A 15,601-nucleotide genomic window follows, 5' to 3' on the forward strand; every position below is an offset into this window, starting at 1 on the left:
CTCGTTAAGGCAGAAGCCGGATTGTAAAAAAGACGGATATCACCCGTTTAAAGTAATCCAAGCCGCGTGTTTTCAGGCTTTGCTGAATATCTATATTGCTGTGGGAATGCAAATTAATTTGTATTCAGAAAGGCCGAAATTGGATATGCATCCTGAACTGTTTAGATTAGATATTTGCGGTAAGTATAGAATTTTAGGTAGCCGGGAAACTGAATTAACGGCATTTTCATAAAATGCGAATGATCCGGACAGGATATCAGCGATATTTATTTTCGATGGCCAAGTTGGTACCGTCTTTATCCATATCCTGCAATATTTTATTGTAATTATCTATTTTTACCTGACTGGTTTTTAAATTACAGGCCAGATACATTTCTGTCTGGTTAAACAGCAAAATAGGAATGATTTTATCACTCAGGTTTTTTCTTTTTAAAATAGACAACCCTAGTAATTCACCACTGGCCCAGAAATCAAAACGGTTGCTGAGTAGTTTTTGTGGGTTATCTTCATCAGCTTTGGCAAGATCCGTTTTAAAGCCATTTTTTTCTAAATACTCTGCAATGGCATCTCCCCTGTAAGCCCCTATTGAATAAGCTTTTAATTCTTTCAGGTTTTTAGGGCTGCGGGTATCGCCTGCTCTGGCAAAGATATACCAATTGTTTTTGACTAATGGGCCTACCCATTTAAATGAAGCTTCGCGTTCTGGTGTGCGCGTGGTTGAAAAAACACAGGTGTCTGTTTCTTTTTGCGCTAATTGAAATGCTCTTAGCCAAGGGTAGGGCGTGATGGTAAAAGCTTCTTTGCTGCGGCGCATGACTTCACTGACTTTTTCTGTAGAAATGCCGCTGACCTTTTGTGTTTTGGGATCGACAATATTAAAAGGCGGATAGTCTTCAGTAGTGAGTGTTAAGGCCAGCGCATGGCCTGTGATCAGACTGAATAAAAAGAGAATAAATTTCATTTTTTTATCCAAATAAGGCGGCACACCTGCTTACTGAAAAAAAGGTGCTTAAACACGTGAAAGCCTAGAGTAAAGAAGGCTGACAGGGGCTGAGGAGCATTCATCCGCGTTATTCACTGCCTTCTTTGTTGAGCTGATGATTTGTTTTAGACCTTTCATGAGCAAAGTACAACGCAATACCTGGGATGTCAGAGCCTGAATGCCTAGTCTGCTTCCTGCATAAATGCACTAACAGAAAATTTTTTATAGCCAAATGATATAAAAAAAGGATAAGCTAGCCGCATAGATCGATTTGTTCTAAAAAACAATGATAATCAACTTTTTATGATGTGCTTTGAGGGGTTACTCATGTTTAAGCCTTGGCCATATTATTGTCGACGCTCTTTTAATCGCCAAAAAGGATTGTGATTAACGAGTGTGTGAGGTGTGTGTGAGTTTACCAATACTGGATTTAGCATTATTTGATAGCGCTGATCGTGAAGCGTTTTTGCGTGATTTGCGCCTTGCAGCGCGGGATTACGGTTTTTTTTATCTGCGCGGCCATGGGCTGAGCCTGCAATACCAGCAAGATATGCTGCTGCTGGCTAAGCAATTTTTTGCCCTGAGCGATGCCGAAAAAACAGCCGTGGCCATGGTTAATTCCCCGCATTTCAGGGGATATACCCGTCTTGGCGGTGAGTTAACGGCGGGGCGTGCCGATCAGCGTGAGCAGTTCGACATTATGAATGAGGGCCTTGCTGCGCTGGATCAGCAGCCTCTATGGCGGCGCTTGCGCGGGCCGAATCAATGGCCGGCCAGCCTGCCCGCGCTGAAATCGGGCCTACTACTTTGGCAAGATGCTTTAAGTGATATTTGCGAGCGTTTAATGCAGGCCTTTGCGCTGGCTTTGGGCCAGCCTGCCGATATTTTTGCACCACTTTACCGGGGAGAGCCATTTCAGCATCTGAAAATGATTCGCTACCCTGGCTCAAAGCAGGCAGAGCAGGGCGTGGGGGCGCATAAAGACGCGGGTTTGCTCACGCTGGTGATGCAAGATGCTCAATCAGGCTTGCAAGTGGCCACAGCAGAGGGCTGGCTGGATGCGCCGCCGATTCCTGGTACTTTTGTGGTCAATATTGGCGAGTTATTAGAGTTGTCGTCCAATGGCTATCTGAGGGCAACGGTGCACAGGGTCGTGTCACCACCGGCAGGGGTTGAGCGTTTGTCTTATGCCTTTTTTATGGGGCCAAGACTGGATGCCACGGTGCCGCTGCTGCATCTTCCGCCTGCACTTAGCCAAGAAGTGCAGGGGTCGGCGAGTGATCCGGCCAATCCGCTCTTTAGTCATGTTGGTGAAAATGTTTTAAAAGGCCGTATGCGCTCGCATCTTGATGTGGCAGCACGGCATTATTCTGATACGTCATTTGCTTCTCAGCCTGTGGCCCCTGTTTATTAAGTGAGTATTTATGAGTTCTGCATCCATCTTGTCTTTGATCGGTAATACGCCATTGGTAGAAATTACCCAGCTTGATACAGGCTTGTGCCGGCTGTTTATTAAGCTGGAAAACCAGAACCCCGGGGGCTCGATTAAAGATCGGGTTGCATTGTCGATGATTGAAGCTGCGGAGAAAAACGGGCAGCTCAAGCCTGGCGGCACGATTGTTGAAGCCACTGCAGGTAATACGGGCTTGGGGCTGGCCTTGGTGGCGGGCCGCAAGGGCTATCGCACCGTACTGGTGGTGCCGGACAAAATGAGCCGCGAAAAAGTGCTGAACTTGCAGGCGCTGGGGGCTGAAGTGATTCTGACCCGCTCTGATGTGGGCAAGGGCCACCCTGATTATTATCAGGATAAAGCCCGCCGCGTGGCGCAATCGATTCCAGGCGCGTTTTATATTGATCAGTTCAGTAATCCCGCTAACCCCGCCGCACATGAAAAAACCACAGGGCCGGAAATCTGGCGTCAGCTTGATGAAAAAGTAGATGCGGTGGTGGTGGGCGTGGGCTCCAGCGGCACATTAACCGGGCTATCGCGCTTTTTTGCCAAAGTTTCGCCACAAACAGAGTTTGTGCTGGCTGATCCGGTGGGCTCGATTCTGGCTGATTATGTAGAGACCGGCGCATTTGGCACGGCAGGCAGCTGGTTGGTGGAAGGCATTGGCGAAGACTTTGTACCACCGCAATTTGAAGGCGGCGCAATCAAACGCAGCTACCGCATCAGCGATAAAGAAAGCTTTGAAACCGGCCGCGCCTTGCTTCAGGCAGAAGGCTTATTTGCCGGAGCATCATCTGGCACGCTGCTGGCTGCCGCTCTGCGCTATTGCCGCGAGCAAACCACGCCTAAACGTGTGGTGACTTTTATTGGTGATAGCGGCAATAAATACTTAAGCAAAATGTATAACGATCACTGGATGATTGATCAGGGCATGATAGAAAATGCCAAAACAGGCAATCTAGCCGATCTGATTAGCCGCCCGCACGCCAGCGGTGCCACATTGATTGCCGACCCGGACGAACCGCTCTCGCAAGCATGGCAGCGTATGCGTAGCAACGATGTATCGCAAATGCCGGTACTGGAAAACGGCGAAATCGTCGGTATTATCGACGAATGGGATTTGCTTTTGTCGGTACACGGTGAGCCACAGCAGTTTGCCATGCCGGTGCGTGCGGCCATGAGTAGCAATGTTAAAACCCTTGCTCCTGATACCTCCTTGCGTGATCTGCTGCAAGTGTTTAACGACGACAAAATTGCCGTGATTGCAGACAAAAAACGCTTTTATGGCCTGATTACCCAAAGCGATTTACTGGCCTTCTGGCGCAAGAAATTTGTGAGTGAAGCGGCTTTAAGCCCCGCAGCACATTGAGCTTAGGGTGGATTTTCAGCGCCTTTGATAAATAGGAAAGAGCGCCAAATATTGAACCACAGAGAACACAGAGTTTCACAGAGAAAACCTAAAACGAGCTGGGTTTCTCCCTGCCCTATGTGCTCTCGTGTGGGGTTTAAGATTTAGTCTTGCTAGATTGAGTAACGAATAACCCTTGGAGCTATCCCATGAGTACATTTGAAACGCTTGCTGTTACCAGCGGCTTGCACCGCGATCCACTGGGGGCGATTAATACCCCGATTTACGCTTCATCCACTTTCCGCCAACCCTCCCCGGGTCAGCCGGATCAATATGAATATTCACGCTCATCTAATCCAACGCGAGATGCTTTTGAGGTGGCGATTGCTGCTTTAGAGGGCGGCACACGCGGCTATGCTTTTGCCTCTGGTATGGCCGCCATTGCAACCGTGTTAGAGCTGCTGCCGGTGAATAGCCACTTAGTGGCGGTGGATGATTTATACGGTGGCAGCGGGCGTTTATTTGAAAAAGTAAAACAGCGCACTTCAGGGCTGACGGTGACTTATGTGCCAACTGGCGATTTAGCCGCGCTGCAAGCGGCCATCCAGCCAGAAACCAAAATGATCTGGATTGAAACGCCTTCAAATCCACTTAATCGCCTCAGTGATTTAAGCGCCATTGTGGCGATTGCCAAGGCGCATAGCCTGCTTACGGTGGCCGACAATACCTTTGCGTCCCCCGCTTTGCAGCGTCCGCTGGAGCATGGCGTGGATATTGTGCTGCATTCGGCAACCAAATATTTAAATGGCCATTCTGACGTCATCGCCGGTGCGGTGGTGGTGGGTGAGAATAGCGAGCTGGCCGAGCAACTGGGCTTTTTGCAAAATGCTATCGGTGCGGTGCTCGATCCGTTTCAAAGCTTTTTAGCACTGCGTGGTATTCGTACGTTGGCGATTCGCATGGAGCGGCATAATCACAATGCCCTGCGCATTGCTCAGTGGCTGGAGCAACACCCGCGGGTTGAGCGAGTGTTATACCCCTATTTAGAAAGCCATCCACAATATGCGCTGGCAAAAAAACAAATGGCAGGCGGTGGCGGGGTGGTGTCGTTTTACCTGAAAGGGGACGATGCGGATGTGCACCAAGTGCTCACACAGACCAAGCTGTTTACCCTGGCAGAAAGTCTGGGCGGGGTAGAAAGCCTGATTAGCCAGCCTGTGCGGATGACTCACGCGTCTGTGCCGCCAGAGCGCCGCACAAAATTAGGCATCAGCGATAATCTGATTCGCCTGTCCGTGGGGATTGAAGGCCTTGAAGATTTGCTGGCTGATTTAGAACAAGCGCTGGCAGCGTAAGTTTATATTCCTGATAGGCGCGGGCATATGTTGATCTGTGCCTATCAAGCATCTTCTTAAACCGTTATCCTTTGCTTACTATTTTGTAAAAGGATTTTGTTATGGATTTCCAAACCCCCATCGATCGCAGCGCGACGTCTAGCCAGAAATGGAATAAATACGCAGGGCAGGACATTCTGCCGATGTGGGTGGCCGATATGGATTTTGTCAGCCCCGTTTCCATTGTGGCGGCCTTGCAAGAGCGCGTGGCGCATGGCGTGTTTGGTTATACCGATGCACCGGACAGCCTAGTGGAGGCGGTGCAGGCTTATGCGGCGCAGCATTATGCTTGGCAGATTGATGCCAGCTGGATTGTCTGGCTGCCAGGCTTGGTGCAAGGTTTAAATCTGGCTTGCCGCACGGTGGGTGAGGCGGACGATGAAGTGCTGACCGCCACGCCAATTTATCCGCCCTTTTTACGCGCGCCGGGCCTATCCAACCGCAACCTGCTGACTGTGCCCTTGCTGCAAAAAAATGATTCATGGGAGTGGGATTTTGCCGCACTAGAAGCGGCGATTACGCCTAAAACCAAGCTGCTGTTGCTGTGCCATCCGCATAATCCAGTGGGCCGTGCTTGGAATACACAAGAGCTGACCCAATTGATTGCCATTGCCCGTCGCCACGATTTAATTATCTGCTCAGACGATATACACTGCGATTTGCTGTTGGCGGAAGGCTTGAAGCATCAACCTCTGGCTGCGCTTGATCCTGGCTTTGCCGCACAAACCATTACCCTGCTTGCGCCCTCTAAAACATGGAATATCGCAGGCCTTGGCTGCTCGCTGGCGGTGATTCCAGACCCAAGCTTACGTGCTAATTTTTGTAAGCAAATGGCGGGGATTGTGCCTTCCGTTAACCTGCTGGCCTTTACCGCAGCAGAAGCCGCCTACCGTGACGATGGCGCATGGCACGCCGAGCTGATCACCACGCTACGGCAAAACCGCGATATTCTGCTCGATTGGTTTACTGGATCAGATCGGCTAAAAATCACTTTGCCTGAAGCCACCTATCTGGCGTGGATTGATGCTCGGGCGCTAGACCCCGTCAACCCGCTGCCGCACTTTGAAGCGCTAGGCGTGGGCCTGTCAGATGGTCGTGATTTTGGCCTGCCTGGCTTTGTGCGCCTTAACTTCGGCTGCCCGGCTGAGACGCTGAAAGCGGCTTTAAAGCGGATTGAGTCACTGCGTTAAGTGATGCGCGGGGAGGATTTTCTCGCTTTGAGAGTGAGCTAAATCTTGGACCACAGAGCGCACAGAGAGTACAGAGCTTCACAGAGAAAGGCGAGGTTGGGCTTCTTTGTGTCCTCGTTTTACTCTGTGGTTCAAGCTGTAGCTCTGTGGAATAGACATATTCTGTCTTGATAAGGATGCTTTACAAATTCCTTAACCCTGCCTTCTCACACCCTCGCTCTAATTTATTTAGCATGCCTTGAAAGGCCAGTAGTTCTTCGTCAGTAAATTCTTCCAGAATCACATTTAAAAAAGCGCTTCGTTTGGGCAGGGCTTGGTTTATTTCGGCATAGCCTTCTGGGGTGAGGGTGACGTTGCTGAGGCGGTTGTCCTGAGGGTCATTACTGCGCTGGATTAAGCCTTCTTTTTCCATGGCTTTGAGCAGGCGGGTGAGCGAGCCAGGATCCATTTTAAGTTGTTGAATCAGCGATTTTTGCGAGCATTGGGTTTCTTTATAAAGCTGATTCAAAATGCGCCAGCGGGTCAGCCCATGGCCTACGGATAATTCAAATGCGCCCAGCATGCTGCGGTAGCTGCGGCCCAGTTGTTGTAATACTTTAAGCTGTTCGGCTTCATGTGGCGTCATCATGCACCCCTTGGCTTGAACTGGATTGCCGGCAGGCGGCGCAGGCACCAAAAGGCGAAGAGTACAGCGGCAATGCCCAGCCACTGGCTGCTCTGAATGGCATGGCTGAGCGTGGCGCGGGCTTGTTCAAGCAGTTGTAACCCATTCTCGCCTAAGGCATTCATTTGTAAGATGGCGGCTTGCTGGCCTTCGATATTGACTAGGATTTGCGGGTCATTCATCAGGCTGGCAACAGGCTTGGCAAACTGCTGATTAATATCGTGCCCATAGCGCCAGGTTAAGATGGATCCAACCAGCGCGGTGCTAAGCATGCCGCCAATCATCCGCAGTGATTGCAGTAGGGCGGTGCTGATGCCAAGGTCTTTACGCGGGCAGGTTTCCTGCACAAAAATAGTGAGATTGGGCATGATAAAACCCAGCCCCAAGCCACCCGACACCATCAGGCTGATAATCAATGGATGCGCGGTATGCGGGTTGATATTCATCATGCCAATCACGCAAACCAGCAGCAGGCCAAAGCCCAGATAAAGCATGGCTTCGGGCCGTGGCAGGTGGTGCACAATCCGCCCGTTAATAATGCTGGCAAAGGTAATGCAAACCACCAGCGGTGTAATCAGCATCCCGGCCTGGCTGGGCGATAAATGAAAGCCACCTTGCAAGAGGAGCGGGGCGTAGGACAAGATCGCAAACATGGTAAAGCCCATCAGGAGCGATAGCCTGAATAATGCGGCCAGGGCGGGGTCTCGGAAAAGCGCGAAGGGCAGCATGGCGTGCTCATTATTGGCTTCCTGTTTCCATGCCAAAAAGCCTGCAACGAGGCATGTGAGCAAGACGCTGATCACCGACAGGCTCAGGCCCTGTTCCGGCAGCCATTCTACGGACAGCTGCAAACTGCCTAAAAATAAGGTAATCAGCAGCGCACCCAGCCAGTCAAGGCGGATTTTTGTATCGTGCTTCGGCTTTAAGCGAGGCAGAAAGCGGCTTACAAAAATCACACTCAATAAGCCAACCGGGATATTTACAAAGAACACGGCTCGCCAGCTGACATAGTGGGTGAGCAGTCCGCCAATACTGGGGCCAATGGCGTTGGCAATCCCAAAGGCGGCGCTCAGCATCACCTGCCATTGCAAGCGCACTTTGCTATCGGGGAATAAATCGGGAATACACGCAAAAGCGGTGCCAACCAGCATCCCGCCGCCTATACCCTGCAGCGCACGGGCTAATACCAGCAGCAGCATGCTGTTGGCCATGCCGCACAGCACCGATGCCAGTGTAAACGTCACGATAGCGACCACCACAAAAGGTTTGCGCCCGTAGTAATCACCTAAGCGGCCAAAAATAGGGATGGTCACCACCGATGCCAACAAATAGGCGGTGGATACCCAAGCATATAGCTCAAAGCCGTGCAGCTCGGCCACGATCGTAGGCAGGGCTGTGGCCACAATGGTTTGGTCGAGTGCCACCATCATAATCACAAAACAAATGCCTAGCATGGCCAGCAGGGATTGGCGGAAGGTGCGTTCGGTATTCTGTTTTAACATAGTAGACATATCAATAATTGACTTATCAACTAATTATCGCAGCATCTTTATTGCAAAGGAAAGGGTATTTTGCCCAGAGAGGGAAATGGTCAGGCCTGGTGGATACAGGTCAAAGATGGAGCAGGCTTATAACACTGCTCAACTTAGCCTGTAAGGAGGCACAGTCTTATGGCGGCAAAAAAAAGCGCAGCCCAGGCTGCGCTTTTTCAATACACGGTATCAACAATTTAGCGGCCGGCAAATGCCAGCTGTGACTTGTGTTCTGCGGCCTGGCAGGCTGCAGCGGTAAAGAGCACATCGGTGGAAGAGTTGAGTGCGGTTTCGGCAGAATCTTGCAATACGCCAATAATAAAGCCGACGGCAACTACCTGCATGGCCAGATCATTAGAAATACCAAACAAGCTGCACGCCATAGGAATTAGCAGCAGCGAGCCACCGGCTACACCAGAAGCGCCGCAGGCACAGATGGCAGAAACCACGCTTAAGAGAAGTGCCGTAGGCAAATCAACCTGAATGCCGAGTGTATGCACAGCAGCTAGGGTCAGCACCGAAATGGTAATCGCCGCACCGGCCATATTGATGGTTGCGCCCAACGGAATCGATACTGAGTAATCCTCTTCTTTCAGGCCCAGCTTTTTACATAAAGCCATATTCACAGGGATATTTGCTGCCGAGCTGCGGGTAAAAAAGGCGGTTACGCCGCTTTCACGCAGGCAGGAAAAAACCAGCGGGTAAGGATTGCGGCGCAGCTTCCAGAATACAATCGCCGGGTTCATCACCAAGGCTACAAACAGCATGCAGCCAATTAGCACCAGTAAAAGGTGGGCATAGTTCAGCAAAGATTCGATACCGGTTTCGGCAATCGTTGACGCAACCAGGCCAAAAATACCTAGCGGTGCAAAGCGAATGACCACACCCACAATCACCGATACGCCACCAGATAAATCGCTGACCACGGTTTTAGTGGTTTCATTGGCGTGGCGCATGGCTACACCAAGGGCAATGGCCCAGGCCAGAATGCCGATAAAGTTGGCATTCATCAGCGCTTTTATCGGGTTATCAACCACGCTCAGCAAAAGGCTGCGCAGCACTTCTACAATGCCGCTGGGCGGGGTGATATCGCTTGCGTGCTTTACCAGAATGAGTGTGGACGGGAACAAAAAACTGGCCGCTACAGCCACGACGGCCGCAGCAAAAGTGCCAAATAAATACAGAACCAAAATGGGCCGCATATTCGATTTTTGGCTGGGTTTATGGTTAGCAATAGAAGCCGCTACCAAAACAAAAACCAAGATGGGGGCAACCGCTTTTAAGGCGCTGACAAATAAGCTGCCCAATAAACCTGCTGACTTGGCTGCCGCAGGAAAAAATAAAGCCAGTGCAATACCCGCGATCAGGCCAATCATAATCTGGCTGACCAAGCTGCTGCGGTTTAATAGCCTGAGTAGCGGATTTTGTGTCTGCTGCATCGTGTTTCCTTTACTGTTTTATTCTCGTTGCTCGTCAGGAATGGCAAATGAATTTCCTGAAACGAGTGTGGAGGGGAAATAAGGCCAATGCCCGAGAATAAAATGGAAAGGGTTTAAGCGGCTACTGGGGATTGCCTTAGCAATGCCCTTTTATCAGATGGTGTTATTACCATGGCAAATAATGACATTTAAATAATGATGGCAATCTGAAAGTCAGATGGATAAAAAACGGATTATTTAAGTTGCTTTATGGCAAAACGTATATGTATTCATACGTTTTATTTACAGGCAATCAAGGCTTGCTTTGTACAAGATTAAATTTGTAAACAAGACGATAGGGGGCGTACTGCGGATTGGGCAGTACGCCAGACACTTTAAAGCTTGAAGCGATTAAAGGCGCTCTGCATTTCTTTGGCCAGCTCATCCAGTGTTTTTAAGGTGCGCATGGAGGATTGCAAGGCTGCATCCGAATCGAGAATTTGCCCGTTAATGGATTCAGTACTCTGTGCCATAGCCGTAGTGGCATTGTGCTGCTCGCCGGTAGAGAGCGCAATTTCGCTGATTCTTTCCATAACCTGTTGCATGGAGTCGCCAATTTGCTGCATTTGTTCGCTGGCGGTTTGTGTGAGCGCGCTGCTGGTATCGACGGCTTTTACTGTTGTTTGCATATTGCCCACTGCACGGCCGGTTTCGCCAAGGATATCGCTGATCATCTGGCTGATTTCCATCGTGGCTTTACCCGTGCGCTCTGCAAGTTTGCGTACTTCATCAGCAACGACGGCAAAGCCGCGGCCTTCTTCACCTGCGCGGGCGGCTTCAATCGCTGCATTCAGCGCCAGTAGATTGGTTTGGTCGGCAATATCCCGGATTACATTGGTGATTTTGCTGATGTCTTGTGAACGATGCTCTAAAGAAGCCAGTAGGCTGGATAAATCGCCCACAGACTGGCGCGTATGCGCCATCTCTCTGCTGATTTTCAGCACATTTTCACTGCCATGCTGCGAGGCCAGTGCTGCCGCTTTCACTAAATCATCGGTCTCACGTGCGGCATCGGCAATGTGCGAGATGCTGACGCTGACTTCTTCGATGGCGGCGGCGTTAGCGCTTGAGATATCGGCCAGGTGATGTGAATCACTGGCTAGCCTGAGTACTGAATTACTGACCTCACCCACACCTCCTGTGAGCTCAATCGCTTCATGGCGTAGTGCAATAAACAGCGTGTTTAAGCGTTCAATAAAGTGATTAAAAGCTTGGGCTGTTTCAGCAACTTCATCATGGCCCTTGCTTGGAATGCGTCGGGTTAAATCAGCTTCGCCCTGTGAGATATCCAGCATGGCATCGCGGATTTGCAATAAACCTGCCAGCAGCCGGCGTAAGTAGGCGGTGCAAAACAGAATAACCACTAGTAAAACAACGCAAAGCGCAGAAATAATAACCCAGACGAGGCGATGCAAAGGGGCATCGATTTCAGCTTTATCCAGTGCAACGCCCAGCACCCAATCGCTGCCTGCTACCGGGGAGAGCTCAATCAGATAATCTTCACCATCAATGGCAAAAACGCTGGCGTGTTTGCCACCACTTAAGCGTGCAGAAAATTCGCTGTCTGTTAGCCCTGGGATTAAGTCGCTGATGGGCTTGAGATCGAAGCCTGTCTTGGGATAGGCAATAATCTTGCCATCTTTGGTTGTCAGGAAAACATGGCCTTTACCCGCTAATTTGGTGGCGAGGGTTGATTTAACCAGATCAGTAATCAGAATATCGCCGCCAATGACCATATTGGGGTCTTTGGCTTTTTGGGCAAAGGTGATAACCAGCTGGCCTTTGCTTGCCGGCTCAGAATCGGGGTAGGGGCCAGAGATAATCACCCCATTGGCGGCCTTGGCTTCAATAAACCAAGGGCGGGCTGCGGGGTTATATTCTGCGCTGGGTTTGCTGCGGCCGGGCACAGAATACAGCATGTCTTTGCTGCTACCATTGCCCTCATAAATGACGTTATAGCCCCCCGCTTCGGCAAGTTGCTGCAGGTAGTAGCTGATATTTTCTTCGCCGCTATGGCGCAAGGTGGCGGTGATAATGCGTTTATGTGATTCAAGCCAGCCGCTGATAAATGCGGTTTGCCCTGCGGCAACCGAATCTATTTCGCGTTCGGCTTCGGCATAGGTATGGCTGCGGATATTAAGGCAGGCAATCACGGTGATGCTGATTGTGGCGATCAGCATAGAGAGCGCAATTAAGAGCGTAATCTTACTTCTGATAGAGTGCATCATCTTTTTGAAAGGTAATAGTAATATTTCGCATTATCCTTTATTTTAAGCGCCAATTTATTGGTATATCACAATATGCTTATACAATATCCACGGTAATAATTACCATTAAAGAAAGAAAAAAGCGGTCATTCAAGGTGATTGAATGACCGCTTTTCTTTGTAAAAAGAAAGAACAAAGAAAGTTCTTTAAATTTATTCAGCAGATGAATGCAAACAGATTTATTTACATTTTAAAGCGATTAAATGCCGCCTGCATTTTCTTTGCCAGATCGTCCAGCATTTTCAGGGTTTGCATTGATGATTGCAGTGCCGCATCTGAATCCAGAATCTGGCCATTTATCGATTCAGTGCTCTGTGCCATGGCGGTCGTGGCGTTTTGCTGCTCGCCAGTAGACAGCGCAATTTCGCTGATCCGGTCGGTGACCTGCTGCATAGACTGGCCGATCAGAGTCATTTGCTCGCTGGCTGTTTGCGTGAGTGCGCTGCTTAAATCAACGGCTTTCACGGTGGTTTGCATATTACTTACAGCCAAACCAGTTTCGCTGAGGATATCGCCAATCATTTGGCTGATTTCCATCGTGGCCTTGCCGGTGCGCTCTGCCAGCTTGCGAACTTCATCCGCTACGACGGCAAAACCACGGCCTTGCTCACCTGCACGGGCCGCTTCGATTGCGGCGTTGAGTGCCAGCAAATTGGTTTGATCGGCAATCTCACGAATCACATTGGTGATCTTGGTGATATCTTGCGAGCGATGCTCTAAAGAGGCCAGTAGCGTTGATAAATCACCGACTGATTGGCGGGTATTGGCCATTTCGTCGCTGATTTTCAAGACATTCTGGCTACCATGACGTGATGCATTTGCCGCTTCTTTGACCAGATCATCGGTTTCACGCGCTGCTTCGGCGATATGCGAGATGCTGACGCTGACTTCTTCGATGGCAGCCGCATTTGAGCTGGAAATATCAGCTAGGTTGTGCGAATCGTTAGCCAGCTTCAGTACCGAGCCGCTGACTTCGCTCACACCACCCGTTAGCTCGATGGCTTCGCTGCGTAATTCTTTAAACAGAATATTCAAGCGATCAATAAAGCGGTTAAAGGCCTGAGCGGTTTCTGCAACCTCATCATTGCCTTCGCTTGGAATACGGCGGGTCAGATCGGCTTCGCCCTGGGAAATATCCAGCATGGCATCGCGAATGCGTAATAAGCCTGCCAGTAAGCTGCGTAAATAAGCGGTACAAAACAGAATAACGGCAATCAGCACGGCAACAACTGCCGCAATAATAATCATGATCAGATGATTGAGCGGTGCGTCAATTTCGGCTTTATCCAGTGCTACACCTAATACCCAATCACTGCCGGTAATAGGGGCAAGCTCCAGTAAGAAATCGTTGCCATCAATACTGATCTGGTTTGCACTGCCTTTGCTGAGCAGGGCAGCAACGGTGCTGCTATCCAAGCCTGGGATCAGGTCTGTGATCGGTTTGAGTTCAAAGCCCGGCTTAGGGTAGGCAATGATTTTGCCTTCTTTGGTCATTAAAAAGACATGACCTTTACCTGCCAGTTTGATGGCGAGTGTGGATTTAACCAGATCACCAATCAGAATATCGCCGCCAATAACCTTTTCATGGCCGCCCACTTTTTGGGCTAGGGTCAGAACCAGTTCTTTAATGGCCGGATCGGCATCGCGGTAAGGCTCGGATACGATCACATCATTGCTGGATTTTGCCTGGATATACCATGGGCGAGCAGCAGGATCATATTCAGGGCTGGGTTTGCTTTGGCCAGGCACAGAATACATCATGGTTTTGGCGCTGCCATCGCCTTCAAACATCAGGCTGTAGCCACCCGCTTCGGCTAATTGCTGTAAATAAAGGCTGATGTTTTCTTCGCCGGTATGGCGCAGGGCGGCTTTAACAATGTGTTTACGCGAATCAAGCCAGTTGCTGATAAATGCAGTCTGGGCCGCTGCGACTGAGTCGATTTCCCGTTCCGCCTCGGCGTAGGTGTGGCTGCGGATATTTAAGCAGGTGATGATCGTAATGCTGATCGTGGCAAACAGCATGGATAACGCGATTAATAGCGTAATTTTACTTCTGATGGACTGCATCATGTACCTGAAAGTAAAGAGAATTAATCCGAATTATCCTCTTTTTTTATGTTATTAGGATACGCTAATGGTCCAAATTGCCTGCATGGGTATTATTAACAAATGTGCGGCGGAAATAGCAATGTGTCTGGCATGATTTTTCAGTGCCCAAACACCGGAATACCTCCGGTACTTTTGATTTCCTGCAGAGATAAGCTTGAGTTTGATGTGGATAGCCGTCATCCTGATCGAGCATTTTTTAAACTGCCCAAGGAGTAGTTATGAACGGCCCCAGCCCGGAAAATAAGCACCCGATGGATGGGTTTCCCCAGGTTTGCTATATCAAAAATACCATCAGTAATCCCAATATTATTGTCGGTGATTACAGCTATTACGATGATCCTGCAGATTCGGAAAACTTTGAACGTAATGTGCTCTATCACTACCCCTTTATTGGCGACAAACTGATTATTGGTAAATTTTGTGCCATCGCTCGTGGCGTGAAATTTATTATGAATGGCGCCAATCACAAGCTCTCCGGTATCTCCACTTATCCCTTTCAAATTTTCGGTAATGGCTGGGAAAAATCCGCGCCGCCGCTCTCTGATTTTCCTTATAAAGGCGATACCCTCATCGGCAACGATGTCTGGATAGGCTATGACGCTTTAATTATGCCGGGGGTCAAGATAGGCAACGGTGCAGTAATTTCATCTCGTTCAGTGGTGACTCGCGATGTGCCTGCCTACACGGTGGTTGGTGGCAACCCTGCAAAGCTCATTAAGCATCGCTTTACCTTGGATCAGGTAGCTAGGCTGGAAGAAATAGCATGGTGGAATTGGCCTGTAGAAGTCATTAGCCAGCATCTGCCGGAAATTATGGCGGGGGATATCGGGGCATTGGGCGCAGTGGTTTTTTAAGTGTGCTGTGCTTCGGGCTGAATCCCTGTTTTAAAGATTCTGGGTTATTGTATTAAGGCTAAAGAGTAGAAGCGTTCTTTTCAGGCACAGGCCCTGCTTGCAAGAACGCTTGATGATGTCTGAGCTATTGTGTTTGCAACGTTAAATAAGACCTTCCTCATTTCCTCTGTTACACAAAAAGCCAGTAAGTTTTTTTGGATTTTTGTCAGTAATTCCTGAATTAAATCAAGTCAGCCCGTAATTTAAATACAACAGAGAAGTGCGTTTTTGCTGCTGTTTGTCTGCAGAAAGGCTGTTTATCTTTTACGCTAGGTGCATTTTTCTGGCGTGCTC

11 protein-coding genes are annotated in these 15,601 nt (G+C 49.5%); 5 read left to right on the forward strand and 6 right to left on the reverse strand.

The genetic code is table 11. The features are described 5' to 3' along the window. Positions 1 to 256: 256 nt before the first annotated feature. The gene (locus DYD62_RS03135; RefSeq protein WP_132038603.1) at positions 257 to 961 is read right to left on the reverse strand and encodes a substrate-binding periplasmic protein; all 705 of its coding nucleotides are present in this window, start codon (positions 959 to 961) and stop codon (positions 257 to 259) included. Positions 962 to 1,391: 430 nt separating this feature from the next. Between DYD62_RS03135 and DYD62_RS03140 the strand changes: the two genes are divergently transcribed. The 4 genes from DYD62_RS03140 (at position 1,392) to DYD62_RS03155 (ending at position 6,364) form a co-directional block, all read left to right on the forward strand. Continuing rightward, positions 1,392 to 2,396, forward strand: a complete 1,005-nt coding sequence (locus tag DYD62_RS03140; RefSeq protein ID WP_207916286.1) for an isopenicillin N synthase family dioxygenase — start codon at positions 1,392 to 1,394, stop codon at positions 2,394 to 2,396. Between the two features lie 10 nt (positions 2,397 to 2,406). Beyond that, complete coding sequence (locus tag DYD62_RS03145) at positions 2,407 to 3,801, forward strand: pyridoxal-phosphate dependent enzyme (RefSeq protein ID WP_115226036.1); 1,395 nt, start codon at positions 2,407 to 2,409, stop codon at positions 3,799 to 3,801. A 188-nt stretch (positions 3,802 to 3,989) separates the two neighbouring features. Next, entirely contained in the window at positions 3,990 to 5,135 is a 1,146-nt protein-coding gene (locus DYD62_RS03150; RefSeq protein WP_115226037.1) for a trans-sulfuration enzyme family protein, read from the forward strand. Positions 5,136 to 5,236: 101 nt separating this feature from the next. Then, a complete protein-coding gene (locus DYD62_RS03155) occupies positions 5,237 to 6,364 on the forward strand; it encodes a MalY/PatB family protein (protein ID WP_115226038.1) in 1,128 nt (375 codons plus the stop codon). 181 nt (positions 6,365 to 6,545) lie between these two features. Here DYD62_RS03155 and DYD62_RS03160 read toward each other — a convergent pair whose 3' ends face one another. From DYD62_RS03160 to DYD62_RS03180, 5 genes are all read right to left on the reverse strand, one after another. Continuing rightward, positions 6,546 to 6,992 carry a MarR family winged helix-turn-helix transcriptional regulator gene (locus tag DYD62_RS03160; protein WP_115226039.1) on the reverse strand — a complete coding sequence of 149 codons (447 nt, stop codon included), beginning with the start codon at positions 6,990 to 6,992 and terminating at the stop codon, positions 6,546 to 6,548. Continuing rightward, positions 6,989 to 8,539: an MFS transporter gene (locus DYD62_RS03165; protein WP_115226040.1), complete on the reverse strand. Its 1,551-nt coding sequence runs from the start codon at positions 8,537 to 8,539 to the stop codon at positions 6,989 to 6,991. Before DYD62_RS03165 ends, DYD62_RS03160 begins: the two co-directional genes overlap by 4 nt. A 218-nt stretch (positions 8,540 to 8,757) precedes the next feature. Further along, entirely contained in the window at positions 8,758 to 9,999 is a 1,242-nt protein-coding gene (gene sstT, locus DYD62_RS03170) for a serine/threonine transporter SstT (RefSeq protein WP_115226041.1), read from the reverse strand. 374 nt (positions 10,000 to 10,373) lie between these two features. Then, entirely contained in the window at positions 10,374 to 12,218 is a 1,845-nt protein-coding gene (locus DYD62_RS03175) for a methyl-accepting chemotaxis protein (RefSeq protein WP_233702863.1), read from the reverse strand. 270 nt (positions 12,219 to 12,488) lie between these two features. Then, on the reverse strand, positions 12,489 to 14,375 hold the full coding sequence (locus tag DYD62_RS03180; RefSeq protein WP_233702864.1) for a methyl-accepting chemotaxis protein: 1,887 nt from the start codon (positions 14,373 to 14,375) through the stop codon (positions 12,489 to 12,491). A gap of 257 nt (positions 14,376 to 14,632) precedes the next feature. Between DYD62_RS03180 and DYD62_RS03185 the strand changes: the two genes are divergently transcribed. Beyond that, complete coding sequence (locus DYD62_RS03185; RefSeq protein WP_115226042.1) at positions 14,633 to 15,268, forward strand: Vat family streptogramin A O-acetyltransferase; 636 nt, start codon at positions 14,633 to 14,635, stop codon at positions 15,266 to 15,268. Positions 15,269 to 15,601: the final 333 nt, after the last annotated feature.

This window comes from Iodobacter fluviatilis, assembly GCF_900451195.1.
Lineage (GTDB): Bacteria > Pseudomonadota > Gammaproteobacteria > Burkholderiales > Chitinibacteraceae > Iodobacter > Iodobacter fluviatilis.

Bases quoted from the DNA above. Each gene is read 5' to 3' on its own strand.
- DYD62_RS03135 (WP_132038603.1), bottom strand. From the start codon at position 961: ATGAAATTTATTCTCTTTTTATTCAGTCTGATCACAGGCCATGCGCTG.
- DYD62_RS03160 (WP_115226039.1), bottom strand. From the start codon at position 6,992: ATGATGACGCCACATGAAGCCGAACAGCTTAAAGTATTACAACAACTG.
- DYD62_RS03145 (WP_115226036.1), top strand. From the start codon at position 2,407: ATGAGTTCTGCATCCATCTTGTCTTTGATCGGTAATACGCCATTGGTA.
- DYD62_RS03175 (WP_233702863.1), bottom strand. From the start codon at position 12,218: ATGCTGATCGCCACAATCAGCATCACCGTGATTGCCTGCCTTAATATC.
- DYD62_RS03155 (WP_115226038.1), top strand. From the start codon at position 5,237: ATGGATTTCCAAACCCCCATCGATCGCAGCGCGACGTCTAGCCAGAAA.
- DYD62_RS03185 (WP_115226042.1), top strand. From the start codon at position 14,633: ATGAACGGCCCCAGCCCGGAAAATAAGCACCCGATGGATGGGTTTCCC.
- sstT (WP_115226041.1), bottom strand. From the start codon at position 9,999: ATGCAGCAGACACAAAATCCGCTACTCAGGCTATTAAACCGCAGCAGC.
- DYD62_RS03150 (WP_115226037.1), top strand. From the start codon at position 3,990: ATGAGTACATTTGAAACGCTTGCTGTTACCAGCGGCTTGCACCGCGAT.
- DYD62_RS03180 (WP_233702864.1), bottom strand. From the start codon at position 14,375: ATGATGCAGTCCATCAGAAGTAAAATTACGCTATTAATCGCGTTATCC.
- DYD62_RS03165 (WP_115226040.1), bottom strand. From the start codon at position 8,539: ATGTCTACTATGTTAAAACAGAATACCGAACGCACCTTCCGCCAATCC.